Raw genomic sequence first — 22,785 nt, forward strand, 5'->3', positions numbered from 1 at the left:
GGCTTTACCCCAAAAACGCATACTTACAGCTCGTACTGACAGTCATTGTCCGCTATCCTCCCCGCACAAACAAAAAGGGAGGGAAGACATGCGGACATTACTCATGGCGGCGGCCGGCGCCGCGTTGCTGGCGGGATGCGCAGGCGAAGACCCGCAGGCCGCGCTCGAAGCGGCGAACAAGGAGAAGGCGCTTTACTGCATGGACCTTCTCTTCAACCAGCACGAGCTGAATCAGGCCAAGGCCGAGTGCTTCGGCGAGACTTATATTCAGCACAACCCCGCCGCGCCGGACGGCGCCGATGCGCTGATGGCGTTTCTCGGGCCGTTCTTCGAGGGCAACCCCGACGCCTCCATCGACATCAAGCGGTCCGCAGCCGAAGGCGATCTCGTCTGGATCCATTACAACAACAAGCCGACGCCGGATTCCTTAGGCCTCGCGGTGGTCGACATCTTGCGCATGGAAGACGGCAAGTTCGTGGAGCACTGGGACGTGGTGCAGCCGGTCCCGGAAGAGTCGGCCAACGACAACACGATGTTTTAGACCGGCGCGCAAACGGCGGCCGCGTGCCCTTCTCCCCATTGGGGAGAAGGTGGCCCGAAGGGCCGGATGAGGGGGAAAGGTATTTCGCCTTCAGCGCCATAGCTCCCCCTCACCCGGATTTTCTACGAAAATCCGACCTCTCCCCAAAGGGGAAAGGTAAATGCCGCAATCACTCCAGCACCGTCACGATGTTGGAATTCTGATCTGCAAGCTCCTGCCCCGTAAAATAAAGGTCCTTGCCTTTCCAGTCTGCTTCCAGCCTGTCCCGCCAGACCGGGTCCATGGGCGAATTGACGAAATAGCGGTCGAAATAACGCCGGCTCACAAGGTCGCGTTCGAATTTCGGCTGGTCGACTTTCTCGCCGGTGTAAAAATCATAGGCCGACGGTTCGTGAAACATGAAGCGGGCGTTCGCCGCCGCATAACGCTCCTCGCCCTGAAGGTAGATCGGCACGCACATGGAGTAACAGGCCCGGCGCGACCGCACGCGCGTGTCGACTTCATGCGTGCGCTTCATCCGGTCGATGAGACGGATCACCTGTTCGCCCTCGGCGATGGCGCCGCCGGGGGAATGAAGATCAATGATGATGCGCCGCCCCTCGCCTTTCCATTCGCGATAAGCCTCCTCGAACTGGCGGGCCATGGGCGCTTCGACCTTGCTGCGCCATGAAAAGACCAGCGTCTCCGGGTCCTGCCGGTCGCGTGAGACAGCGACCACGCCCCTGTCCTGAAAGATCAGCTCTTCATTGCGGGCGATGAGCAGCGCCGTCGCCGCGAACATGAGGAGCGTCGTTATCAGCGTTAATTTCGATTTCCGCTCTTTACTCACTGCTCGCCGCCATTGCCCGCAGGGCGCACGCCCGTCACTCTCAGGATCACTCTAGGTAAGTCCCCGCATCCCGGAATAAAAGCGCTGAGAAATCATGAACGTCACTGAGGCCATAAAATCCCGCATTTCCACGCGGGCCTTTCTCGACAAGCCGGTGAGCGAGGCCAATATCCGCGCGCTGCTCGAGATCGCCCGCTGGGCGCCGTCCGGCGGGAATCTCCAGCCCTGGCGCGTTCATGTGGTCACCGGCGCGGCCCGCGACCGGCTGGTCGCTACGGTGAAACAGGCGATTGCGGACAATCCCCTCGCCGACGAAAGCGAGCTTGAAGTCTATCCGCCGAAACTCGCCGAGCCCTGGCGCACGAGGCGCTATGAGGTGGGCGAGGCTATGTATGCGCGTCTCGGCATTCCGCGCGAGGATAAGCCGGCGCGCCTGAAGCACTTGATGCGTAATTATGAGTTTTTCGGCGCCCCCGTGGGTCTTTTCTTTTCCCTCGACCGGCGCTTCGACAAGGGCCCGACCGCGAAGGCGGTCAAATTATAATCTGCGCGCCTTCGCGCGCGGGGGGCGCATCTCGGCATGTTCATGTTGGCGCTCGCCCTCGCCGCGGAAGAAGCAGGCCTTGCGACCTGCGTGCAGGAGGCGTGGACGCGGCAGGCGAAAACCGTTTCCGCCTTTCTCGAGCTTCCCGACAGCGACCAGCTTTATTGCGGCATGGCGCTCGGCTATGCCGACCCTGACGCGAAAGTGAACGAGCTGCGTTCGGCCCGCGCCGAGGTGAACGAATTCGCGCGCTTCCTCACGCAATAAAGCCGCCGGCTCAAAGACCGCATGTGACGGGCGTTCCAGCGCATGATCCGGCCCCGGGTGTCATCTCCGGCTGAAATCGGGTATGCGAACCGCTCACCCGCGCCGCATCGCGGGCTTAAGTTTTAACCGGGACAGCTTTCATGTCGGTCCAGATTTCCGTCACCGAATATATCGACGCGCCCGCCGCACGGGTGTTCGACACCGCGGCGTCCATTGACGCGCGCACGCTCATTCAAAAACACGGGCCCTTGCCCGCTATCCTGGACGTGGACGGCCATGACGCGCCCTGGTCAACGATCGGCGAGGTGCGCCGCCACAAGCTGTCCGATAAATCATCCGTACGCGAAGAATTGATCGGCTTCACGCCCGAGAAAACCTTCGCCTATCGCCTGACGGAATTCACCGGCCTCTTCGCGCCGCTCGTCGCCGAGGCGCGCGCCGACTGGCATTTCACGCAAAGGGCCTCCGGGCGCACCCGCATCGACTGGACTTATGTTTTCACGCCGGCCGGCGCGCTCGCCGAGCCGTTTCTCTGGTTCATTGTCAAACTGTTCTGGCCCGGTTATCTGAAGAGCGCCCTCGCCCGCGTGAAAGAAAAAGCCGAACAAGACGAAGCGCCCTCCAGCGCCGCTCGACAAGAAAACGACATTTGATAGACAGACGTTCGCTTGATAAAACACGATCCCGCTCAGGCGCTTTATCTTTTTTAGCAGAGCCGAAACGGTATCGTCACATGGAAACGGACGTCTGATCCTTATGCTTCATGAAGCTGACAACTCAATGGAAAGGCTCTGATGAAAATAGCCTCATTCAACGTCAATTCCATCAACGCCCGCCTGCCCCGCATTCTCGAATGGTTCGAGAGCGCCAAGCCCGATGTGGCGGTGCTGCAGGAAATCAAATGCGTCGATGAAAAGTTCCCGGCGCTCGAATTCGAGGACCGCGGCTATAATGTCGAGGTGCACGGCCAGAAAACCTATAACGGCGTCGCCCTCCTCTCGAAGCACCCCGTCGAAGACGTCGTGAAAGGCCTGCCCGGCGACAAGGACGACGAGCAGGCGCGCTATATCGAAGCGCTCGTGACGCCGGACGACGCCGAGCCGGTGCGGGTCGGCGGGCTTTACCTGCCGAACGGCAATCCGGCCCCGGGCCCGAAATACGACTACAAGCTGAAATGGATGAAGCGCCTCAAAAAACACGCGCAAAAGCTGCTCGAAAACGAGGAAGCCTTCGTCCTCACCGGGGATTACAATGTCATCCCGCAGGAGGAAGACGCCCATGATCCGAAAGCCTGGATCGGCGATGCGCTGTTCCTGCCCGAGACGCGCGCGGCGTTTCGCGAGATCGTCAATCTCGGCCTCACCGACGCCATCCGTCAGGCCCATCCCCGCGCCGCCTGTTTTACTTTCTGGGATTATCAGCGCGGCGCCTGGGAGAAAGACAACGGCATCCGCATTGACCACCTCCTCTTAAGCCCGCAGGCCGCCGACCGCTTCAAGGACGCCGGCATTGACCGCAAGGAGCGCGGCAAGGAAAAGCCGTCCGACCATGTGCCGGCATGGGTGGAACTGAGCTAATCGCTAGTCACACTGAGCAAGATCGGATTCAGTCGGAAATCGTAAAGAATTGAACTGCCTAATGGTAAGCTGACGGTTCCATAATCCCATATGTCCGTACTCACCTTTGGAATGGAGAAATCCTTCCACATGAACAAAAAACCTGTCGCCTACCGACCAACCATTTGCTGGAAGTTTGGATAACTCATCTGTCTCGGTTCTCAACATTTCTTCAGAGTCATTGCTATCAAGAAAGGATTTGAATTGTGCTGACGCCTCAGATGTCAGGTCGACCCACCAAGCGTCATCTTTGCCGCATTCTCTAAAACTGTGGTTCTCAAATCCCCGGATGTAGATACCCTCGTAGGTTTTCCATTCTGCGGCAGCGTTGCCGGGAATCAAAAAGGCCGAAGCAAGCCAAATAAGAAAATTCAAATATGGTTTATTCATGCCGCTGCTCATTCTAAAGTGCAGGCGTTGCATTATCACCCTATTCAGCGATTTAACAAGCTCTTATGAAATGGTCTCCTCAACAGGATGACGCGCTCGTCGCCGTCGAACGCTGGCGCAAGGCCGGCGAAAGCCAAGTCTTCCGCCTCTTCGGCTTTGCCGGCGCGGGCAAGACGACGCTGGCCCGCCATATCGCGGAAAACGCCGGCGGCGAGGTCGCTTTCGCCGCCTTCACCGGCAAGGCCGCACATGTGATGCGCCAGAAGGGATGCGTTGGCGCCACGACCATCCACTCGCTGATCTACCGCCCGTCCCGCGCTGACGAGGAGGATGAAGGCGAGCCTTCCTTTACCATCCGCCATGACGCGCCCGCCGCCGACGCCGACCTCATCGTCATCGACGAATGCTCAATGGTGGATGAAGACCTCGGCAAGGACCTTCTTTCCTTCAACAAGCCGGTGCTGGTGCTGGGCGATCCGGCGCAGCTCCCGCCCGTCAAGGGCGGCGGCTTTTTCACCGAGGGCGATCCCGATTTCATGCTGACGGAAATCCACCGCCAGGCGGCGGACAATCCGATCATCCGGCTTTCCATGGCGATCCGCGAGGGCGAGAGTTTCGACGAACAGTCCGAGGAATGCCGCGTCATCTCCAAACGCGACGTTCAGACCGAAGAAATCATGGAGGCCGACCAGATCCTCGTCGGCGCCAACCGCACCCGTAAACGCTATAATGACCGCCTGCGCGAGCTGCACGGCCACGCCGCCGACACGCCGGAGGCTGGCGAAAAACTCGTCTGCCTACGGAACAATAAGAAGAAGGGCCTCTTGAATGGCGGGCTCTGGACGGTCGAGCGCACCATGAAGCCGAAAGGCGGGCGCGTGCGCTTTGCCGTGCGCCCCGAGGAAGGCGGCAAGGCGGTCACCGTCACCGTCCCCCGCGGCTTTTTCACTGAAGGGCCGGAAACCGTCCCCTGGCTTCAGCGCAAGGGCGCGGACGAGTTCGACTATGGCTACGCCCTCACCGTCCACAAGGCGCAGGGCTCGCAATGGGATAATGTGGTGCTGTTTGACGAAAGCTACATGTTCCGCGAGCACGGCGCGCGCTGGCTCTATACGGGCGTGACAAGGGCGGCCGAAAGGTTAACGCTCGTCCGCTAAGCCCTCCTTGCACGGAAGGCGAACCGGTCTAGACTCTGCCTCAAACAGGCTAGGGAGAGTCTCATGGATTTCATGCAGTCAGTCAAAACCGTATTAAAGAATTACGCCAAATTCGACGGCCGTTCCGGTCGCGCCGAATTCTGGTGGTGGGTGCTGGCCTATATTATCGGCGCGATTCTCGTGACCGCTGTCAGCCGCACGCTCGGCATGGGTGATATTCTGACGACTGTCTACGGGCTCGCCCTGATCGTGCCCAATGTCGCCGTCAGCATCCGGCGTTTTCACGATATCGGCAAACAGGCCCTTTGGGTGATCCTGATGTTCATTCCGCTCGTGAACCTCGTCGTCGCCCTTATCTTCCTGACCAAACCTTCCGACGGACCCAACCAATATGGCGAAGGCCCGCAACCGCCAGCGGCGTAACGCTTCAAAAGACGCGCTTTCCCGGAAGCCACCTCGTATTGCAATCAGCGCCCATCGACCGGCCCCAAAAGGAGAACAAGACAATGTCCGAAATCGTCAGTCGTTTCTTCACATTCGATAAGCTCATCGCCACCATTTTGATCAAGGTGCTTTACTGGATCGGCGTTGTGTTCATCGCCATCGGCGTGCTCGTCGGCATTTTCGGCGGATTTGGAAAAGGGGTTTTGAGCGGGCTCGGCATGATCATCGCCGCGCCGATCGGCGGCGTCATCGCGCTTATTTTTTGGCGCTTCCTGTGTGAAATCTACATCGTCGTCTTCGGCATGTATGACCGGCTCGGCAAGATTCAGGAAGCGGTCGGCGGCGGCGCGAAAGACGCCGGCCCGACAACCGACGCCCCTTGATCCGTTCAGCGGCCCTTTTCAGGGCGTTGCGCACACAGGAAACCAATTGACGGCCGACGTGTTCTCCTCATGACGAGGAGCAAACCAAGGGCCGCCATGTCTTATGTGAAATCCAGTCTCGGCGCCGACGAAGACATCCTGATGGTCGCGCGTTTTCCCTGGCCTTATCATGTGGTCGCCTGGGGCGCGCTGATACTGCTTGGCGTTGTCGGCGTCGGCGTTCTCATCTGGGCGCTGATGCTCGTTCACTTCGCGACGACGGAATCGGCGCTGACGACGCGGCGCGTGGTTTACAAAAAGGGCCTCTTCACCCGCGAAACCATGGAGCTCGGCGTCTCGACCGTCGAACAGATCGAACTTCATCAGGGTTTCTGGGGCCGTATTTTCGGCTTCGGCGTCGTTGAAATCACCGGCACGGGCGACAGCGAAATCCGCACCCATCCCATGGCCGATCCCGTCAAGTTCCGCCGGCTCGTCACCGATGCGCGCTCGCAGGACCGTGCGATTGCCGTCGACCCTGCCGCGCAGGAGCCCGCACCTGCGCACGCCTGAACGCCGGCGACGCCTATTGACCGCGCACGGCCGCAACCGAGAACGCGCCGTCCAGACGCCCGTCCACCTGCTTGATCAGCACGTCGATGAGATCGAAAATCAGATCGAACTCGTGGAGGATTTTTTCCACCCGCTCAGGGCCTTCGAGCGGCGCGAACATCGAGCCCATATTCAGCTTGTCGCCGGTCTCAAGCGCAATATAAAGCCGCCCGCTTGCAAACGCCGCGCGCAGTTTCGCGCCGTCGAACAAACGGTCGAGCTCCTCGAACCTTTCCAGAACGATGGGATCGAGGAGGTTGCGCGCCTCCACCTGATCGGTGGACCAGGCTTCGAAGATTTTTTCGAATTTCGGCGAGGCGATGCCTACCTGGCGGAAATCGGCGCCGGGTTTGCCGAAACGGTTGAACAGCCCCGCATCGCGGCGCACCACCGTCTCGCCGAGAAAATCCTTATGATAATCGATGACCAGAAGCTGGCCGTGGAAGACCGTGCGCGTCGATGAGTTCTTGCCGCTGGATTTGTATTTCAGATGCGCTTCGCAAAAGACGAAATCGGCGCCGTCGCGGGTCCCGCGCACTTCGTCTTCCCAGCTTTCGCGGTTGAAGCTCGGCATCAGTTTCAAACGGTCGTAGTCGGAGAAATATTCCGGCCGGCCGATATCGCGGCGATAAGCAAAACCGAGCTTGCGGCAAACCCGTTCCAGCAGCCCCCGGGTGATGTTGCTGCGGGTGCGGTTGATCCGCCACATAGCGACGGCGAGCGTCAGCATGGCGATAATGATCCCGGCTTGCATATTGCCCCCGCCAAAGGGGCCGAAGCGAAACGCGGCGAGCGCGGCCACCGCCCCGCCGATCCCCATAAGGGCGGCATGCAGGATGGCTTTCTGGCGGGCGTCTTCCTTCTGGCGCAGATAGGGCGCAATCTCGGCCTCATAGAAGGCGGGAAACCCGTGAAACTCTTCCCGGTCCGATGGCGGCCTCATCGTCATGTTCATCCCCGCACGGCGCTTTATCCCAGGACTGGAGGCCCCAGCATGATAGCAAACTGTTAACTGTTCTTTTCAGCTTAACAATTTTCCCAGCGCGCGCGCGTCTTTAGAGCCTCTTTCATCTATTCCCGAGGCTGACGGCGCGTTCCCTAAACGGCGAATTAACCATCATTTTCCATTCTCACGCCAACCTAGTCTGGAGCCTTCCGCCGGATGCAAAAAATAAATCAAAAATTCGCCGGCGCAAAGCAGGCTTTCGCGCCCGATGCGGTGATCGACCGGCAATTGCGGGAATTGAAGCTGCAGATTCCGCGCGTTCTGGTCGGGATCGCCCTTTGCTCCGCCCTGATCGGATACCGGTTCATTGAAAATGCAGGGCCCGTCATTTTGACCAGCCTCGGCATTTTCATCGGCTACCTCGCCGTACGCATCCCCGAATGGCTGAGACTGAATATCGACGCTCTCAGCCCGGAAGAAAAACGCCGCCGCGTCACGGCGTCGCCGCTGATCGCTGCGGGGCTCGGGATCGCCTGTGCGGCGATGGCGATCTTCCTGGCGCAATACGCCGATAAGGAAGGGTACATTCTTCTCGGTTTGTGGTGTCTTTATTGCGGCGTCGCGGCATCCCTGGGGCTCTCCGCCGTCCCGCGCGCTTCAAGCCTTCCGCTTTTCTTGTGCATCGTACCTTTTACGCCGCTGATGATCGCCACGGGCGACAGCGATCTCATCATTATCGCCTGCATCATGCTGATCGGCGCCGTGATTGCGCATTATCACAATCGGCGCACCGGCGAGGCCCTCGCAGAACTGTCTCTAAAAAAGCAAACAGTCGAAGAGAGCGCCAATCGCGAAAGCGGACGTTTCCGTCATTTTATGGAGGCCGCCTCGGACTGGGCCTGGGAAACCGATGCGGACGGTTATCTGACCTATCTTTCCCCGAATTTTACAAAATTGACCGGCCGCTCAGCCAAGCCCCGCTCGGACCATAAGGCGTTTGAGATTTCTCGTCTTGACGAAGGCCGGTCAAAAGAAGCCGAGACAGAACTGTTTCGTCTGTTCGATGCACGCAAACCGATTGACGGCGTGCGCCACAATCTTGTCCGCATGAACGGCACAATTATGACGGTCACCGAACACGGCATGCCGGTGTTTGATGAAGACGGCCGTTTCAAAGGGTATGTAGGCTGGACGAAAGATATATCCGAACAGGCCGAAGCGGAAAAGAAACTGCGCGAGAGCGAAGCGCGCTATCGCGATTTCGCCGAAAGCGCCGGCGACTGGATCTGGGAGGTCGACGCCGAGCTGCGCTACACCTACATTTCCGACCGGGCCGCAGAAGTCACTGGCGCCGACCATAGCGGGTTCATCGGCGCAAAGATGTCGTTTTCCGGCAATCGGGTCAGCGAGGAAGCCTGGGCTGAATTGCAGGAAGCCATCGCCCGCCGCGAACCGATCCAGGAATTCGTCTCCTGCGTGACCTTCGATAACGGCAAGTCGGTTTGGATCGAACGCAGCGCGAAACCCATATTCGGACCGGATGGCGAATTCCAAGGCTATCGCGGCGTCGCCCATGACGTCACCGACCAGATCTCCGCGAGGATGGCGGAGGCCGACGCCTTGCGCAAACTCGAAGAGACCAACGCCAATCTCGAAGAAACAATTCGCCAGCGCACCGAAGACATTGCGCAAAAATCCCAGCTCATGGCCGAGGTGATGGAATCCATGGCCCAGGGCCTCGTTGTAATCGACGACAGCTTCACGATCATCGAAATCAATGAAAAGGCCTGGCAGATGTCAGGCCTTTCCAAGGAGGCCTGGGCGGTCGGCAATGATATCCGCCCGCTCCTGGAAATCGGCGTCCGGCACGGCATGTATGAATTCGAAAGCGCGGAAGATTATTTCGAAAAATGCGAGGCCGCCCTCGCCACCAGAGAAGAATTCCGCGCCATCCGTCGCCAGAAGGACGGCGTCATCATCGAAGAGAGCGCGCGGCGGCGCCCGCATGGCGGGCTCGTGATCACCTATCGCGACATCACCATAGCGCAGATGCGTGAAGATGAGCTCCGCGCCCTTTCTGAACAGCTTCGCATTTCAAAAGAAGAAGCGGAATCGGCGAACCGGGCGAAATCGGAATTTCTCGCCAATATGAGCCATGAGATCAGGACGCCAATGAACGGCGTCATCGGCATGGCCTCCCTTCTTCTCGGCACAAAGCTCGATGACAAACAAGCCGATATGGCGCGCGTCATCGTCAGTTCCGGCGACGCGCTTCTCAAGATCATCAACGACATTCTCGATTTCTCGCGGCTTGAAGCCGGAAAAATGAAGCTCGTGAAAGAATCCTTCAGCCTGCGCGAATGCGTCGAGGACGTGGCGGCGCTCCTGTCGATCCCGGTGGAGGAAAAGAATCTCGAGCTTCTGGTTCGCTATGATCCGGGTCTCGACGAAACGTTTATCGGCGATCCCGGCCGTTTGCGCCAGGTCATTACAAATCTGCTGGGCAACGCTGTGAAATTCACCGAAGAAGGACATATCCTTGTTGAGGTCGGCGGCGTCAAACGCGGCGAAATCGCTGATATAACCATCTCGGTTTCGGATACCGGCTGCGGCATTCCCGATCACAAACTGCAGGCGATCTTCGAGGAGTTCGAACAGGTGGACGGCTCCTCGGCGCGCAAACATAACGGCGCCGGTCTCGGGCTCTCGATCAGTAAAAAGATGATCCAGGCGATGAACGGCGACATCAGTGTGGAAAGCGAGAACGGCAAGGGCGCCACGTTCCGCATCCGCCTGCCGCTCGCCATTGACGACGCCGCCTCGGGCGAAAAGCCGGCGCCGAGCGCCTCTTTCGAGGGCAAGCGCGCCATCATCGTCGACGACAATGAGGTCAACCGCACGATCCTGAAAGAACAGCTCGCCTCCTGGAATCTCGACGCCGATCTCGCAGAGAATGCGGACGAGGCCCTCGCCGCCATGCGCAAAGCGGCGAAAGACGGCGCGCCTTACGCCATCGGCGTTCTCGATTTCCAGATGCCCGGCGCCGACGGCGTCGAACTGGCGAAACTGATCAAGGCGGATCCCGAGCTTGCGGCAGCGCCGCTGGTTCTCCTGACCTCGGCCGGGCGAAAGGGCGATCCGTCAGGTCTTTCAGGCGATCTCTTCTCCGCCTATCTCGTCAAACCCGCACGCGCCTCCATGCTGCTCGATTCGATTCTGACGGCTTTCAACGACAGCGCCGTCTCTGCGTTGCGCTCGGCCGACACGCAGCTCGCCGAGGACAAGGACGGCCAACAGCCCCACCAGTTTAAAGTGAACGGCGCGCCGCTGCGTGTCCTTGTCGCCGAAGACAACATCGTCAACCAGATGGTGATCAAGGCGATGCTGGAGAAAATGGGCTGCGAGGTGTCGATCGCTTCGAATGGCCGGCTCGCCGTTGAAAGTTATGAGGCCGACAGGCCCGATGTCGTCCTCATGGACATGTCCATGCCGGAAATGGACGGCGCCGAGGCCACGGGCCATATCCGCAAGATTCAGGAAAAACAAAACTGCCATGCGCCCGTCATCGGCGTCACCGCCCATGCGCTGCGCGAGGACCGCCAGCGGTGTCTAGACGCCGGCATGGACGACTACCTGCCCAAACCTGTGAAACAGGATGCGCTTGAAGAGATTTTAAAGCGTTGGACAGGCGATGAGGCGCGCAAACGCCGCAGCAACAGCGCCTAAAAGGCCGGAAGCGGTTCAAGCGCGGGGTCAACTTCGCCGTCGCTCGTCTGACGGCGCCAGAGCGAGGCGTAAAGCCCGTCTTTCACGATCAGCTCCTGGTGAGTTCCGCGCTCGACAATCTCGCCATTGTCGAAAACAAGGATCATATCGGCGCCAGCAATGGTCGACAGGCGATGCGCGACGGCGATGGTGGTGCGCCCCCGCGCGGCTTCCTTCAGCGCCGTCTGCACTTCCCGCTCCGTGGTTGAATCGAGCGACGACGTCGCCTCGTCGAGAATCAGAATCTTCGGATCGAGCAGAATCGCCCTGGCGACGCCGACGCGCTGTTTCTCCCCGCCGGAAAGTTTCAGTCCGCGTTCGCCGACCTTGGTGTCGAGCCCCGCCGGCAGGCTTTCGATAAACGGCGTCAATTGCGCGCGCCTGGCCGCCGCCATGATTTCTTCGTCGCCGGCCTCAGGGCGGGCATAGGCGAGATTGAACCGCAGCGTGTCGTTGAACAGCGTCACCTCCTGCGGGACGAGGCCGAGGGCGGCGCGCAGCGATTGCTGCGTCAGGTCCCGGACATCCTGCCCGTCGACCAAGACGCGGCCCGCGGGCGGATCGTAGAACCGGAAGAGCAGCTTCAACACGGTCGACTTGCCGGCGCCGGAAGGGCCGACAACGCCCACAAAGGCGCCGCCCGGAACCTTGAAAGACACATCGCGCAGGCCGCTCGCCCGGCCTTCATGGGCGAAGGAGACATGCTCGAAGGCAAGCGCGCCGTCGCGCGGCTTGTAGTCGATTGCGCCCGGCGCATCGGCGACAGCAGGCTTCTTATCCATCAGGCCGAACAGTTTCTCGATGTCCACCGTGCCCTGTTTGATTTCGCGCCAGGCCCAGCCGAGAATATTGAGCGGCCGGTAAATATTGAAGAGCATCAGCATGATCGCCGTCACGTCGCCCACCTGCAGATTGCCGTTCACGACGCCGAAGCCGGCCATGACGACGACTGCGAGCACGCCGCAATTCATGATCAGCTCCTGGCCGCCATTGAGGAAAGCCAGCGACGTCATGATCTTCACATAATGACGGTTATAGTCCTGCATGGCGCCGTCATAGCGGTCGGACTCGCGGTCCTCGGCGGCGAAGGATTTCACCGTCTCGAAATTGGCGAGCGTGTCGAGGGCGATGCCGCGCAGGCGCGTATCCGCCTCATTAAAAACCCGGCGTTGCTTGTTGCGCCATTCGGTGACGATGATCGTGAAGACCGCATAGACCGCGACGGTGATGATCACCGCAATGGAAAATTGAACGCCGTAAAGCTTGGCCATCACCGCCGCGGCGAAGGCGAGCTCCACGAGGGTCGGCCCGATATTGAAGGCGAGGAAACGCAGCAGATATTCCATGGCGCTGGCGCCGCGCTCGATCACACGGTTGAGCGCGCCGGACCGGCGCGTCAGATGGAACTGCAGGTCAAGATGCTGAGCGTGGCGGAAAGCGTCGACCGAGACAAGCCGCTGCGCGTCCTGCGTCACCACTGAAAAAAAACCGTCGCGCAACGCCGGCAGCGCGCTCGACGCGAAACGCGCCGCGGCGAACAGGATGAAGAACAAGACAAAGGCGCCGCCCGCCGCCGCGGCCTCCCCGGCGGAAAGCGTGTTCAGCCCCTCGCCCATAAAGACCGGCGCAAGAACCGAAAGCCCCTTGGCGGCGACGGTCAGCAGGAAGGCGAGAGCGATTCGCATGCGCCAGCGGGAGAGCTCGGGTCTTAAGAGAATCCCGAACATACGCGCGATCGAACGCCCGAAAGGCGCCGGCGCGCCTGCAAATTCTTCTTCAGCTTGTGCGGTCACGGCGGGAAAATGGGGCCGGAGCGCGCGAAAAACCAGCCCCGACCTGAATTTTCAGCCTGAGATCACGAAAAAGAAATTCATTACAATGCCCTGCATCGATAGCGCCGGGCGGGGAAATCATTATATTTAGGGCATGCTGAATCGGGGGAGAGACAGTGCAAAGTTTTAGATAGCTGAATGGCGAAAAATAATAACCGGATTGCAGAACGCCTGGCGGCGATCAAGAACGCCGCCCCCAAAGTGACCGAAGCGCGCATCCCGCAATTGAAAAAGCGCTGGGCGCCGGAACGGGACGAGCGCGGCGCCGTTTTCAAGCCCGGCAAGATTTTCCTGACCAAAACGGATCAGCTGCGCTGCGTCATCCGCAATGTCAGCGACGGCGGCGCTTATGTGCATCTCGAAGGCGCTTACCCGCTGCCGCCGGTGGTGGTGCTGCATTTCGACCAGACCGGCGTCGTCAAGAAGGCGCGGGTCGCCTGGCAGAAGGAGACCGAAGCCGGCCTCGCCTATGTTCAGGACTTGACGCCGGGCCGCGAGGGGCCCGACCCCCATGCGGGCGGATCTAAAGCGCCCCCTGAATGAGCTTCATCACGCCGGAGAAATCGACGCCGTCTTTCTCGGCCGCCTCCATCAGCGCGTAAATCGCTTCCGACTGGGCGCCGAGCGGCGTTGCGGCTTTCGCCTTGTGGGCGGCTTCATTAGCGAGCCGCAAATCTTTCAGCATCATCCCCGCCGCAAAGCCGGGCTTGTAGTCGTTGTTCGACGGCGCATTCGGCACCGGGCCCGGCGCGGGACAATAGCTCGTCATGGACCAGCACTGGCCCGAGGCGGCCGAAGAGATGTCGAAGAACGTCTGCGCGTCGAGCCCCAGTTTTTCAGCAAGGTTGAACGCCTCGCAGGTGCCGATCATGGAAATGCCCAAAAGCATGTTGTTGCAGATCTTGGCCACCTGGCCGTTGCCCGCGGCGCCGGCGTGGAAAATATTCTTGCCCATTTTTTCGAGCACCGGCTTGGCGCGCTCGAACGCGTTCGCTTCGCCTCCGACCATAAAGGTGAGCGTGCCGCCCGTCGCCGCCGCAACGCCGCCGGAGACCGGCGCGTCGGCCATGGCGAAGCCTTTTTCCGTCGCCGCCGCAATCACGGCGCGCGCAGAATCGACATCGATGGTCGAGGAGTCGATGAAAAGCGCGCCCGGCTTGGCGTTGGCGATGACGCCATAGCTTTCCATATAGACCGAACGCACATGGGCGCCCGCCGGCAGCATGGAGACCACCACATCCGCGTCCTTCACGGTCGCCGCAACGGTTTCCCCGCGCGTGCAGCCAGCTTCCACCGCGCGATCGACGGCGCCGATGGAAAGGTCCGTCGCGGTGACGTCGAGCCCCGCCCTGGCGAGGTTGGCCGCCATGGGCCCGCCCATATTGCCGAGCCCGATAAATCCGATTTTCGTCATTGTCATTTCCTCCCGGCCGAATTGGTCACCAGCCGATTTCATTGCCTTGATAATCAGTCAGACGCAGCGGCGCGCCGGGTTTCATTTTCTCGATCCGCTCGCGCAGGCCGGCGACGCTGTCTTCGACCGCGACCGCCGCTTCCGGACCGCCCATGTCGGTTTTGACCCAGCCCGGGTGAAACGGCGCGATGGCGACGCCTGTATCGGCGAAGACCGGCGCATAGGCCTTGAGCGCCATATTGAGCCCCGCTTTCGACGTCGAATAGGCCTGCGCGAAACCGCCGGCATTGGCGATCGACCCGAGAATGGATGAAATCGCCGCGAATTTGCCCTTGGCTTTTTTGAGATGCGGGGCAAAGGCTTCGAGCGTCGCGACCGGCCCCAGCGTATTGACCGCGAGCAGGTGAAGGAACGCATCATAATCGAGCGCGCCGAACTCGCCCACATCCTTGCCGCCGGCGCCCGCATTGGCGACGACGATGTCGAGCGGCTCGTCGATCTCTTTACCCAGCGCCTTGACGGCGCCGAAATCAGAGACGTCGAGCTTATGGGTGACGACATCGCCTTCAACAGCATTCAGCGCATCCGCCTTTTCGGGAACGCGGCAGCAGGCGTGCACGCGCGCGCCCTCACCCGCATATTGTTTCACAAATTCAAGGCCAATGCCGCGATTGGCGCCGGTGATGAGAATTGCGGTCAATGGTTTTCCTTTCTCATTTGAGGCCGCCCATTTTGCGCACGAGCTTCCATTCCTTTTCCGCAACCGGCTGAACGGAAAGCCGCGCATTTTTAACGAGCTTCATCTCGGCGAGCTTCGGCTCGGCTTTGATGTCGGCAAGCGTCACCGGTTCCGGGACCGGCTCGACGGCGGCGACATCGACCACGAGCCAGCGTTCGTCATCGGTGGTCGGGTCGGGATAGGCTTCCTTGATGACTTGCACGATTCCGACGACCTGTTTTTCGCCGCCCGTGTGATAGAAAAAGGCGAGATCGCCTTTCTTCATCTCACGGATGAAATTGCGCGCCTGGGCGTTCCTGACGCCCGTCCAGGGCTCGCCCTTTTTGCCTTTGGCGAGTTGCTCGTCCCAGCTCCAGTCGTCCGGTTCGGTTTTCAAAAGCCAGTAGGCCATGTCATTTCCTAAGGCAGCACCAGCTCTTTATCGCCGAGCGGTTCGAAATAATGGGCGATATCGGCGTCGCTCACATCGGCGAGAGAAGCGGGCTTCCATTTCGGATTGCGGTCTTTTTCGATGATCTGGGCGCGCACGCCCTCGAAGAAGTCATGGCCTTCCATGACCCGGCGGACGATGCGGAACTCCATTTTCATCACATCGTCGAAATCATGCTCGTAACCGCGCTTCATCTGTTCGAAAGCGAGCCGCACCGACGTCGGCGACATGCGCGAGAGGGTTTTCAGCGTTTCTTTCGCGAAATCGCTCTCATCGGCTTCGAGCGCGCGCATCAGCCCGTCCAGCGTCTCATGGCCCTGAAACAGCCGCGCAATGTCGCCGCGAATGTCGTTCACCGGCGCATGGCCGGGATCGCCCGCATAGATGTCGAGCACGGTTTCAATGTCTGCGTGCGCATGACCGCCAAGCTTTGTTGCGAGGAGCGCCTTTTGCAGTTCTTCGTATTTGTCGCCCGGCGCATAATGAGTGGCGACGCCCGCCGCCATGCAGTCGGCGGCTTTCGCCCGGGCCCCGGTGAGCGCGTAATAAAGCCCGAGCCCGTCATGAAGGCGCGGCATGAAATGCCCGCCGCCCACATCCGGGAAAAGCCCGATGCCGGTTTCGGGCATGGCGAACATGGTCGCGTCGCCCGCCACGCGGAAATCGCCGTGTACGGAAATCCCGACGCCGCCGCCCATGACGATGCCGTCGACCATCGCAACGTAAGGTTTCGGGAAATGATAGACCAGCGAATTGTTGCGGTATTCCTCGCGGAAAAATTCCGAGGCGCCGGCGGGGTCGTCCTTCGCTTTGTCATGCAGCCAGCGGATGTCGCCGCCGGCGCAGAAAGCCTTTTCGCCTTCGCCTTTGACGAGCACCGCTTTCACCGGCGAACGCCCGCCGGCCCATTTCGTCAACTGCTCCCGCATGGCTTTCACCATGTCGAGGGTCAGCGCGTTCAGCGCCTTTTCACGATTGAGCGTGACGACGCCCCAGTCGCCGATTTCCTCAAACAGAATGTCCGTCGTCATGTTTCTTTCCGCCGCTAACAATCAAAATTACAACGCCGATGGCGATGAGAAGAAGCCCTGCATAAAGAACGCTTGTGGGCTCGGGAAGCTCTCCCGACAAAATCAGGTCCATCGCCTTGTTGAAGGCGGAGACCTCCTCGCCGCGCTCCGCCGTTTCCGCAATGTCGCGCCCGATGGCTGTATAGGCGTCGAGATAAGCGTAGGCGATTGCCGCGAGCCCAGCGAGAAACAGTCCTATGGAAGCGAGTATTCTCAATGCGTCCTGTCTTTACGCCTGATAGTCTTTCAACAAATCTCTTGCGACGATGACGCGCATGATCTCGTTGGCGCCTTCGAGGATCTGGTGGACGCGGACGTCGCGCAGCATGCGTTCGAGCGGGTAGTCTTTGAGATAACCGTAGCCGCCGTGGATCTGCAGCGCCTCGTTGACCACGTTGAAACCCACATCGGTGACGAAGCGTTTCGCCATGGCGCAATGGCGCGTCGCATCCGGCGTTTTATGATCGAGTTTCCACGCCGCCTGATAGAGCATCACGCGCGCCGCCTCGAGCTCCGTCGCCATGTCGGCGAGCTTGAACTGCAGCGCCTGCTGTTCGTTCAACCGTTTGCCGAAGGCCTTGCGCTCATTGGAATAATCGAGAGCGGCTTTCAGCGCCGCATTCGCCGTGCCCAAGGAGCAGGCGGCGATGTTCAAACGCCCGCCGTCGAGGCCCATCATAGCGAACTTAAAGCCCTCGCCTTCCTCACCGACGCGATTGGCGACCGGCACGCGGCAATCCTCGAAATTGACGATCGCCGTCGGCTGCGCGTTCCAGCCCATCTTCTTTTCATTGGCGCCGAAGGAAAGGCCGGGCGCATCCTTTTCGACAAGTACGGTCGATATGCCCTTGGGCCCGTCGCCGCCTGTGCGCACCATGACGACGTATAGGTCGGAGACGCCGGCGCCGGAGATGAACGCTTTCGAGCCGTTCAGCACATAATGATCGCCGTCTTTGACGGCCTTGGTCTTCAGCGCCGCGGCGTCGGAGCCCGACCCCGGCTCGGTAAGGCAATAGCTCGCCACCATCTCCATCGACGTCAGCTTCGGGCAATATTTCTGGCGCAGCTCCTCCGACGCAAAACGGTCGATCATCCAGGAACACATATTGTGAATGGAAATATAAGCCGCCGTCGCCGTGCAGCCGGCCGACAACGCCTCGAAGATCAGCGCCGCATCGAGACGCCCCAGCCCCGAGCCGCCCACATCCTCGCGCGTGTAAATCCCGGCGAGGCCAAGCGCCGCCGTTTTCCTGATGACGTCCACGGGAAACTGCTTTTGCTCGTCCCATTCCGCGGCGTGCGGCGCAAGCTCGTCTTCGGCAAAACGCCGCGCCATCTCCTGAATGGCTTCCTGTTCCTCGGAAAGGGCGAAATCCATCAATCAAATTCCTCAAGCCAGGCCTTACGCCGCCAGCATTTCTCCTCGCAGATTTAGCGAGATCGTGCAAGCTGACGCAGCAATACGCTCAGCCGGGGCATGCGTGAAACGGGCGTCAAACGCCCAAAAGAAAACGGCGCCGCTGACCAGCGGCGCCGAAGTCTTAGCAGATTGAAGATCGCCTAAGCGCGACGACGCCGGCGGCTTACAGCGCCAAGCCCCGCAATGCCGGCGCCCATGAGAAGGAAGCCCGCCGGCAGCGGCACTTCCGAGACAGCCGTCGATTCGACATTCACGGTCAGCCGATACTCAACCGCCCCATTCAGGAGCGCCAGCACTTCGGAACCGAGAAACAACGAATAGAGCTGGCCGCCCGGCAAGGTGAAGCCCGAGGGAGAAGAGTATGTGCCGGCGCCGCCAATCGGCACTGTCAGCAAAAGCGGCGTGTCGTCGAACTCTTCAACCAGAAATTTGGTGTTCTGACTGATCGAAACCGGATTGAACGCATCGGAATTGGTGGCGAACTCGATAATGAAACCGGTGATAATTTCGTCATCGTCCAGACTGACGATGACGACGTCGGCGCCGTCGCCCGGCGTCACGATGCTGCCGTCGAACGTATTGGCGCCCGCTTCGACATCGAAGGCGTCATTGTCTGGATCGGCGTCGAGAAAGAGATTTTGATAATCGCCGCCAATAAAGGCGTCGGTTTCATTGACGGAAACCGGCGCGGCAAAAGCAGACGCAGAGAAAAACAACGCCGCTGCAAAGGCAGCGGCGGCAGATACATTATTCAGTTTCATGTGGACTCGCCCCAAGTAATTTTACGGACGCACCATAGCCGTTTCTTAACCAAAGAGATAGCTGAGATTCTTATTTATTTTCCGGCTCGTCCGGCTTCTCTTCGAGCGGCGTTCCTTCAAAACCCGGCATGTCCGGCATCGGATGATCGAACTCTTTGGTGAGCGGCGTCATCGGGCCTTCATGGCGGCGCACATGATTGAGCCAGCGAAAGACGATATAGGCGACGAGCAGCACAACCGCGCCTATAGGCAGCCAGAACAGCGCATGCTCGCCCGCCACGGCGCCCACCCAATGGAACAGGCCAAAAACGATGCCCACATAAAGCGAGGCGGTGAACATCAGGGTAAGCACATATTTCGGATAATAGGCCCTGAAGAACCCGGCGGCGATATAGGTGGGGATGCGCGTGCCAGGCACAAACCGCGCCGTCAGCATGGTCTGCAGAAATTCCTTGCGGATAAGATCGCCGGCGACGGAGACGCCCGGCTTCTCGGCGAATTTATGCGCCCAGTCATAGCGCCGGGCGAGCCGGCCCATCCAGTATTTCCAAGCGTCGGAGGCGACAAGGCCTGCGAGGATCACGGGGAGAATAATCTCCGTATGGGCGGCGCCGGCGAGAGAGGCGGTCGCCGCGCCGATGACGGCGACATCTTCCTGAATGAAGGGGGTGAAGAAAATCGCGGCGTAAAGCGCCCACCCCGTGAGCATCGCCATGTCGGCTGTTTCAAGTCCGAACAACCCCACGCTCCTCTTACTCGCCGGCTTTACAGCCGCGTCATCGCTATTTCTCGCGGCCCATCGTCTCCGCTTCGAGCTTGGTAATCGGACCGTCCTTGAAAAGATAGTTCTTTAGCTCTTTGTCGAAATCCTCAGAATTGCGCCGCAGCCATTCGAGGACCATGGCGGCGTGCTCAATCTCCTCTTTCATATTGTGGAGGAGGATCGCCTTTAGCGACGGGTCTTCACAGTCATCGGCGCGCTGTTGATACCAGTCGACGGCCTCAAGCTCCTCCATAAGCGAGGAAATTGCCTGATGCATATGGATCGTATCTTTGCTGAGCCGCTCGCGCGGCGCGTGAAGACCTTCGCTTGACATAAATGCTCCTATGGTGAGTGGCCCGCCCTGCCTGAGGCCATTTGACGCTATGTTTAACAGTTCAAGCCATAGAGTTTCTGGCGGTCATGCGTCAGCCCGTCAAGAATTGGGCGGGCCTATGCGCTCATTATGCGTCTTTCTGCGGCAGCCCGTCCGCAATCTCGTAATAGCAGCCCTTGTCGTCGACGAATATATGCTGGGTCAACTGCAGCGGCGGGGCGCCCTTGATCGCTCCCGCGCCGACGGAAATCCGGTCCTTATAGGCCTCGATCCCCTCGCCATGCCAGAACAGGGCCGAGCCGCACTCGCGGCAAAAGCCCCGCCGGGCGAGGTCCGAGGATTTGAACCAGCCAACCTTGTCCTCGCCCCCGGTAAAGGAGAGGCCCTCGCGCGGCCCGCTGAAGGCCGCCCAGTAATGCCCGCTCCAGCGCCGGCACTGGCCGCAATGACAGGCGGTGACGTCAAGCTCTTCGGTGGCGAACTCGAATTCGACCGCGCCGCAAAGGCAGCTTCCTTGAAGAACCGTCATTCAATCCCCTTCAACAACACAATCCATTTCGGTTTCAACGAGCCATTCCGGATCGATGAAGCCCTTCACTTCCACAAAGGTGCAAGCGGGCCGAATATCCTTGAAGAGCTCGCCATGCGCCCGCGCCGCCTCTTTCCATGCCGCAATATCCGTCAGCATGATTCGCGTCCGGATCACCGAGGCCGCGTCGCCGCCCGCTTCCGCTATTGCTTTCAAAGAAATTTCCAGACAGCGTTTTGTCTGTCCGTAAACGTCGCCGGGACAGGCGGTCATTGCGTCTTCCGCAATCGGCGCCGTTCCCGCGACCGCAATCATGTTTCCGGCGCGCACGGCCCGGCTGAAGCCGATTTCCGGCTCCAGCGGCGATCCGGAAGGAACGATGAGGCGCGCGCCGGTCACTGGCCGCCCTACTCCATCGTGGGAATGACGAACTCCGAGCCCTGAACGTCTTCGGGCCAGCGCTGGGTGACGGTTTTGATCTTGGTCCAGAACTTCACGCCTTCGGGGCCGTGCTGGTTGGTGTCGCCGAAGCCCGAGCGCTTCCAGCCGCCGAAGGTATGATAGGAGACCGGCACCGGGATCGGCACGTTGACGCCGACCATGCCCACATTGACCTTCTGCACGAACTCGCGCGCCGCCGCGCCGTTGCGCGTGAAGATGGCGACGCCGTTGCCATATTGATGCTGCGAGGGAAGCTGCGTCGCTTCCTCGAAGTTTTTCGCGCGCACGATCTGCAACACGGGCCCGAAGATTTCCTCGATATAGGATTTGTGGCTCGGTTGCGCCTTGTCGAGCAGCGTGCCGCCCATGAAGAAGCCGTCTTCATAGCCTTGCAGCTTGAACTCGCGGCCGTCGACGAGCGCCTCCTGGCCTTCGTCGATGGCCATCTGGATGTAGTTCGCGACGCGCTCCTTATGCGCCGCGGTGACGAGCGGCCCGAGATCGGAATCCTCCGACATGGACGGGCCGATGCGCAAGCCCTCCACCTTCGGCTTCAACATGGAAATCAGCTCCTCGGCCGTTCCCTCGCCCACAGGCACCGCGACCGGCGTCGCCATGCAGCGCTCGCCCGCCGACCCGTAAGCCGAGCCGATGAGATTGTTGACGGCGTTCTCCATGTCCGCATCGGGCAGGATGATCATGTGGTTCTTGGCGCCGCCGAAAGCCTGCACGCGTTTGCCGTATCTGGCGCCTTCCGCGTAAATGTAATTGGCGATGTCCGATGAGCCTACAAAAGAAATCGCCTTGACGCGCGGCTCCTGCAAGAGCGCGTCCACGGCCTCCTTGTCGCCATTGACGACGTTCAAAACCCCTTCCGGCGCGCCGGCCTCCATCATCAGCTCCGCAAGGCGCAAGGGGCAGGACGGATCGCGTTCGGACGGCTTGTTGATGAACGTGTTGCCGACAGCGACAGCGACGCCGAACATCCACATGGGGATCATCGCCGGGAAGTTGAACGGCGTGATCCCCGCCACAACGCCGAGCGGCTGGCGCATGGAATAAACGTCGATGCCGGGGCCGGCGGCTTCGGTGTATTCGCCTTTTTGCAGATGCGGAATGCCGCAGGCGAACTCGATCACGTCGAGCCCGCGCTGCACGTCGCCGCGCGCGTCGGGCAGGATCTTGCCGTGCTCGGCGGAAATCAGCTTTGCGAGGTTGTCCATGTCCTTTTCGACAAGCTCTTTGAACTTGAACATGACCCGCGCCCGGCGCTGCGGGTTGGTGGCGGCCCAGTCCGGAAACGCCTTTTCCGCCGCATCCACGGCCCTGGCGACCTCCGCCGCGCTCGCCAGTGCGGCCTTGGCCTGAACTTCGCCCGTCGTCGGGTTGAACACATCGCTCGTCCGGCCGCTCGCGCCGTCAACCAACTTGCCGCCTATGAAATGTCCGTGGGTCGTCATGGGATTTCCTCGCTCACTCTCCGCGGGCTCGCCGCCTTCGGGAGCCTCTTGAAATTCGCGCGGACCCTAGTCCCGGCGCCGCCCCCTCGCAAGCACGGCGACAGGCGCGCGCGGCGCCG

25 protein-coding genes and 1 pseudogene are annotated in these 22,785 nt (G+C 60.3%); 10 read left to right on the plus strand and 16 right to left on the minus strand.

Going from position 1 to position 22,785, the window contains the following annotated elements; all coding sequences use genetic code 11:
* Window positions 1–88: 88 nt before the first annotated feature.
* Window positions 89–541 carry a nuclear transport factor 2 family protein gene (locus tag CW354_RS17320; protein WP_104831335.1) on the plus strand — a complete coding sequence of 151 codons (453 nt, stop codon included), beginning with the start codon at window positions 89–91 and terminating at the stop codon, window positions 539–541.
* 169 nt (window positions 542–710) lie between these two features.
* Here CW354_RS17320 and CW354_RS17325 read toward each other — a convergent pair whose 3' ends face one another.
* Window positions 711–1,370: an ATP-dependent Clp protease proteolytic subunit gene (locus CW354_RS17325; protein ID WP_133162358.1), complete on the minus strand. Its 660-nt coding sequence runs from the start codon at window positions 1,368–1,370 to the stop codon at window positions 711–713.
* Between the two features lie 94 nt (window positions 1,371–1,464).
* On the opposite strand from CW354_RS17325, the pseudogene CW354_RS23870 reads away from it, so the two are divergent.
* The 3 genes and pseudogenes from CW354_RS23870 to xth all read left to right on the plus strand — a co-directional run bounded on the left by CW354_RS23870 (window position 1,465) and on the right by xth (window position 3,758).
* Window positions 1,465–2,181: pseudogene (locus CW354_RS23870) on the plus strand (nitroreductase).
* A gap of 140 nt (window positions 2,182–2,321) precedes the next feature.
* Entirely contained in the window at window positions 2,322–2,834 is a 513-nt protein-coding gene (locus CW354_RS17335) for an SRPBCC family protein (RefSeq protein WP_104831337.1), read from the plus strand.
* A gap of 141 nt (window positions 2,835–2,975) precedes the next feature.
* Window positions 2,976–3,758: an exodeoxyribonuclease III gene (gene xth / locus CW354_RS17340; RefSeq protein WP_104831338.1), complete on the plus strand. Its 783-nt coding sequence runs from the start codon at window positions 2,976–2,978 to the stop codon at window positions 3,756–3,758.
* A gap of 3 nt (window positions 3,759–3,761) precedes the next feature.
* Here the strand turns inward: xth and CW354_RS17345 are convergent, their stop codons facing one another.
* Window positions 3,762–4,187, minus strand: a complete 426-nt coding sequence (locus CW354_RS17345) for a hypothetical protein (protein WP_133162359.1) — start codon at window positions 4,185–4,187, stop codon at window positions 3,762–3,764.
* A gap of 65 nt (window positions 4,188–4,252) precedes the next feature.
* Between CW354_RS17345 and CW354_RS17350 the strand changes: the two genes are divergently transcribed.
* From CW354_RS17350 to CW354_RS17365, 4 genes are all read left to right on the plus strand, one after another.
* Window positions 4,253–5,344: an ATP-dependent DNA helicase gene (locus tag CW354_RS17350; RefSeq protein WP_104831340.1), complete on the plus strand. Its 1,092-nt coding sequence runs from the start codon at window positions 4,253–4,255 to the stop codon at window positions 5,342–5,344.
* Between the two features lie 63 nt (window positions 5,345–5,407).
* The gene (locus tag CW354_RS17355) at window positions 5,408–5,767 is read left to right on the plus strand and encodes a DUF805 domain-containing protein (RefSeq protein WP_104831341.1); all 360 of its coding nucleotides are present in this window, start codon (window positions 5,408–5,410) and stop codon (window positions 5,765–5,767) included.
* 83 nt (window positions 5,768–5,850) lie between these two features.
* On the plus strand, window positions 5,851–6,171 hold the full coding sequence (locus CW354_RS17360; RefSeq protein ID WP_133162360.1) for a DUF4282 domain-containing protein: 321 nt from the start codon (window positions 5,851–5,853) through the stop codon (window positions 6,169–6,171).
* Between the two features lie 96 nt (window positions 6,172–6,267).
* A complete protein-coding gene (locus CW354_RS17365; protein WP_165793793.1) occupies window positions 6,268–6,723 on the plus strand; it encodes a PH domain-containing protein in 456 nt (151 codons plus the stop codon).
* Between the two features lie 13 nt (window positions 6,724–6,736).
* On the opposite strand, the gene CW354_RS17370 is transcribed toward CW354_RS17365, so the two are convergent.
* On the minus strand, window positions 6,737–7,705 hold the full coding sequence (locus CW354_RS17370) for a DUF3137 domain-containing protein (RefSeq protein WP_165793794.1): 969 nt from the start codon (window positions 7,703–7,705) through the stop codon (window positions 6,737–6,739).
* 219 nt (window positions 7,706–7,924) lie between these two features.
* Between CW354_RS17370 and CW354_RS17375 the strand changes: the two genes are divergently transcribed.
* Window positions 7,925–11,434 carry a response regulator gene (locus CW354_RS17375; RefSeq protein ID WP_104831345.1) on the plus strand — a complete coding sequence of 1,170 codons (3,510 nt, stop codon included), beginning with the start codon at window positions 7,925–7,927 and terminating at the stop codon, window positions 11,432–11,434.
* On the opposite strand, the gene CW354_RS17380 is transcribed toward CW354_RS17375, so the two are convergent.
* A complete protein-coding gene (locus CW354_RS17380) occupies window positions 11,431–13,266 on the minus strand; it encodes an ABCB family ABC transporter ATP-binding protein/permease (protein ID WP_207764891.1) in 1,836 nt (611 codons plus the stop codon). The two genes, CW354_RS17375 and CW354_RS17380, sit on opposite strands and share 4 nt — an antisense overlap.
* Window positions 13,267–13,443: 177 nt before the next feature.
* Here CW354_RS17380 and CW354_RS17385 point away from each other — a divergent pair, with 177 nt between their 5' ends.
* On the plus strand, window positions 13,444–13,848 hold the full coding sequence (locus CW354_RS17385; RefSeq protein WP_104831347.1) for a PilZ domain-containing protein: 405 nt from the start codon (window positions 13,444–13,446) through the stop codon (window positions 13,846–13,848).
* Here CW354_RS17385 and mmsB read toward each other — a convergent pair.
* The 12 genes from mmsB to CW354_RS17445 form a co-directional block, all read right to left on the minus strand.
* On the minus strand, window positions 13,829–14,761 hold the full coding sequence (mmsB, locus tag CW354_RS17390; RefSeq protein WP_104831348.1) for a 3-hydroxyisobutyrate dehydrogenase: 933 nt from the start codon (window positions 14,759–14,761) through the stop codon (window positions 13,829–13,831). The genes CW354_RS17385 and mmsB overlap by 20 nt on opposite strands.
* Window positions 14,745–15,419, minus strand: coding sequence for an SDR family oxidoreductase (locus CW354_RS17395; RefSeq protein ID WP_165793795.1), 675 nt, complete (start codon window positions 15,417–15,419; stop codon window positions 14,745–14,747). The genes mmsB and CW354_RS17395 overlap by 17 nt, the downstream gene beginning before the upstream one ends.
* A gap of 13 nt (window positions 15,420–15,432) precedes the next feature.
* Entirely contained in the window at window positions 15,433–15,849 is a 417-nt protein-coding gene (locus CW354_RS17400; RefSeq protein WP_104831350.1) for an EVE domain-containing protein, read from the minus strand.
* 8 nt (window positions 15,850–15,857) lie between these two features.
* Complete coding sequence (locus CW354_RS17405) at window positions 15,858–16,919, minus strand: enoyl-CoA hydratase/isomerase family protein (RefSeq protein WP_104831351.1); 1,062 nt, start codon at window positions 16,917–16,919, stop codon at window positions 15,858–15,860.
* Window positions 16,897–17,175 carry a hypothetical protein gene (locus tag CW354_RS17410; protein WP_104831352.1) on the minus strand — a complete coding sequence of 93 codons (279 nt, stop codon included), beginning with the start codon at window positions 17,173–17,175 and terminating at the stop codon, window positions 16,897–16,899. The genes CW354_RS17405 and CW354_RS17410 overlap by 23 nt, the downstream gene beginning before the upstream one ends.
* A gap of 12 nt (window positions 17,176–17,187) precedes the next feature.
* Window positions 17,188–18,336, minus strand: a complete 1,149-nt coding sequence (locus tag CW354_RS17415; protein ID WP_104831353.1) for an isobutyryl-CoA dehydrogenase — start codon at window positions 18,334–18,336, stop codon at window positions 17,188–17,190.
* A 182-nt stretch (window positions 18,337–18,518) separates the two neighbouring features.
* Entirely contained in the window at window positions 18,519–19,139 is a 621-nt protein-coding gene (locus CW354_RS17420) for a VPLPA-CTERM sorting domain-containing protein (protein WP_104831354.1), read from the minus strand.
* Window positions 19,140–19,209: 70 nt separating this feature from the next.
* The gene (locus tag CW354_RS17425; RefSeq protein ID WP_133162361.1) at window positions 19,210–19,878 is read right to left on the minus strand and encodes a DedA family protein; all 669 of its coding nucleotides are present in this window, start codon (window positions 19,876–19,878) and stop codon (window positions 19,210–19,212) included.
* A gap of 43 nt (window positions 19,879–19,921) precedes the next feature.
* Window positions 19,922–20,236, minus strand: a complete 315-nt coding sequence (locus CW354_RS17430; RefSeq protein ID WP_104831356.1) for an encapsulin-associated ferritin-like protein — start codon at window positions 20,234–20,236, stop codon at window positions 19,922–19,924.
* 127 nt (window positions 20,237–20,363) lie between these two features.
* Window positions 20,364–20,765, minus strand: coding sequence for a GFA family protein (locus CW354_RS17435; RefSeq protein WP_104831357.1), 402 nt, complete (start codon window positions 20,763–20,765; stop codon window positions 20,364–20,366).
* A complete protein-coding gene (locus CW354_RS17440) occupies window positions 20,766–21,164 on the minus strand; it encodes a RidA family protein (protein WP_207764893.1) in 399 nt (132 codons plus the stop codon).
* 8 nt (window positions 21,165–21,172) lie between these two features.
* On the minus strand, window positions 21,173–22,666 hold the full coding sequence (locus tag CW354_RS17445; protein ID WP_104831358.1) for a CoA-acylating methylmalonate-semialdehyde dehydrogenase: 1,494 nt from the start codon (window positions 22,664–22,666) through the stop codon (window positions 21,173–21,175).
* Window positions 22,667–22,785 lie beyond the last annotated feature (119 nt).

The organism is Hyphococcus luteus (assembly GCF_002943565.1).
Taxonomy (GTDB): Bacteria; Pseudomonadota; Alphaproteobacteria; order Caulobacterales; family Parvularculaceae; genus Hyphococcus; species Hyphococcus luteus.

What these genes read in the sequence shown, in the direction of transcription:
- CW354_RS17320 (WP_104831335.1), top strand. Translation starts at nt 89, where the DNA reads ATGCGGACATTACTCATGGCGGCGGCCGGCGCCGCGTTGCTGGCGGGA.
- mmsB (WP_104831348.1), bottom strand. Translation starts at nt 14,761, where the DNA reads ATGAAATCGGCTGGTGACCAATTCGGCCGGGAGGAAATGACAATGACG.
- CW354_RS17405 (WP_104831351.1), bottom strand. Translation starts at nt 16,919, where the DNA reads ATGACGACGGACATTCTGTTTGAGGAAATCGGCGACTGGGGCGTCGTC.
- CW354_RS17415 (WP_104831353.1), bottom strand. Translation starts at nt 18,336, where the DNA reads ATGGATTTCGCCCTTTCCGAGGAACAGGAAGCCATTCAGGAGATGGCG.
- CW354_RS17365 (WP_165793793.1), top strand. Translation starts at nt 6,268, where the DNA reads ATGTCTTATGTGAAATCCAGTCTCGGCGCCGACGAAGACATCCTGATG.
- CW354_RS17385 (WP_104831347.1), top strand. Translation starts at nt 13,444, where the DNA reads ATGGCGAAAAATAATAACCGGATTGCAGAACGCCTGGCGGCGATCAAG.
- CW354_RS17420 (WP_104831354.1), bottom strand. Translation starts at nt 19,139, where the DNA reads ATGAAACTGAATAATGTATCTGCCGCCGCTGCCTTTGCAGCGGCGTTG.
- CW354_RS17375 (WP_104831345.1), top strand. Translation starts at nt 7,925, where the DNA reads ATGCAAAAAATAAATCAAAAATTCGCCGGCGCAAAGCAGGCTTTCGCG.
- CW354_RS17335 (WP_104831337.1), top strand. Translation starts at nt 2,322, where the DNA reads ATGTCGGTCCAGATTTCCGTCACCGAATATATCGACGCGCCCGCCGCA.
- CW354_RS17345 (WP_133162359.1), bottom strand. Translation starts at nt 4,187, where the DNA reads ATGAATAAACCATATTTGAATTTTCTTATTTGGCTTGCTTCGGCCTTT.
- CW354_RS17445 (WP_104831358.1), bottom strand. Translation starts at nt 22,666, where the DNA reads ATGACGACCCACGGACATTTCATAGGCGGCAAGTTGGTTGACGGCGCG.
- CW354_RS17370 (WP_165793794.1), bottom strand. Translation starts at nt 7,705, where the DNA reads ATGAGGCCGCCATCGGACCGGGAAGAGTTTCACGGGTTTCCCGCCTTC.
- CW354_RS17355 (WP_104831341.1), top strand. Translation starts at nt 5,408, where the DNA reads ATGGATTTCATGCAGTCAGTCAAAACCGTATTAAAGAATTACGCCAAA.
- CW354_RS17430 (WP_104831356.1), bottom strand. Translation starts at nt 20,236, where the DNA reads ATGTCAAGCGAAGGTCTTCACGCGCCGCGCGAGCGGCTCAGCAAAGAT.
- CW354_RS17435 (WP_104831357.1), bottom strand. Translation starts at nt 20,765, where the DNA reads ATGACGGTTCTTCAAGGAAGCTGCCTTTGCGGCGCGGTCGAATTCGAG.
- CW354_RS17350 (WP_104831340.1), top strand. Translation starts at nt 4,253, where the DNA reads ATGAAATGGTCTCCTCAACAGGATGACGCGCTCGTCGCCGTCGAACGC.
- xth (WP_104831338.1), top strand. Translation starts at nt 2,976, where the DNA reads ATGAAAATAGCCTCATTCAACGTCAATTCCATCAACGCCCGCCTGCCC.
- CW354_RS17360 (WP_133162360.1), top strand. Translation starts at nt 5,851, where the DNA reads ATGTCCGAAATCGTCAGTCGTTTCTTCACATTCGATAAGCTCATCGCC.
- CW354_RS17400 (WP_104831350.1), bottom strand. Translation starts at nt 15,849, where the DNA reads ATGGCCTACTGGCTTTTGAAAACCGAACCGGACGACTGGAGCTGGGAC.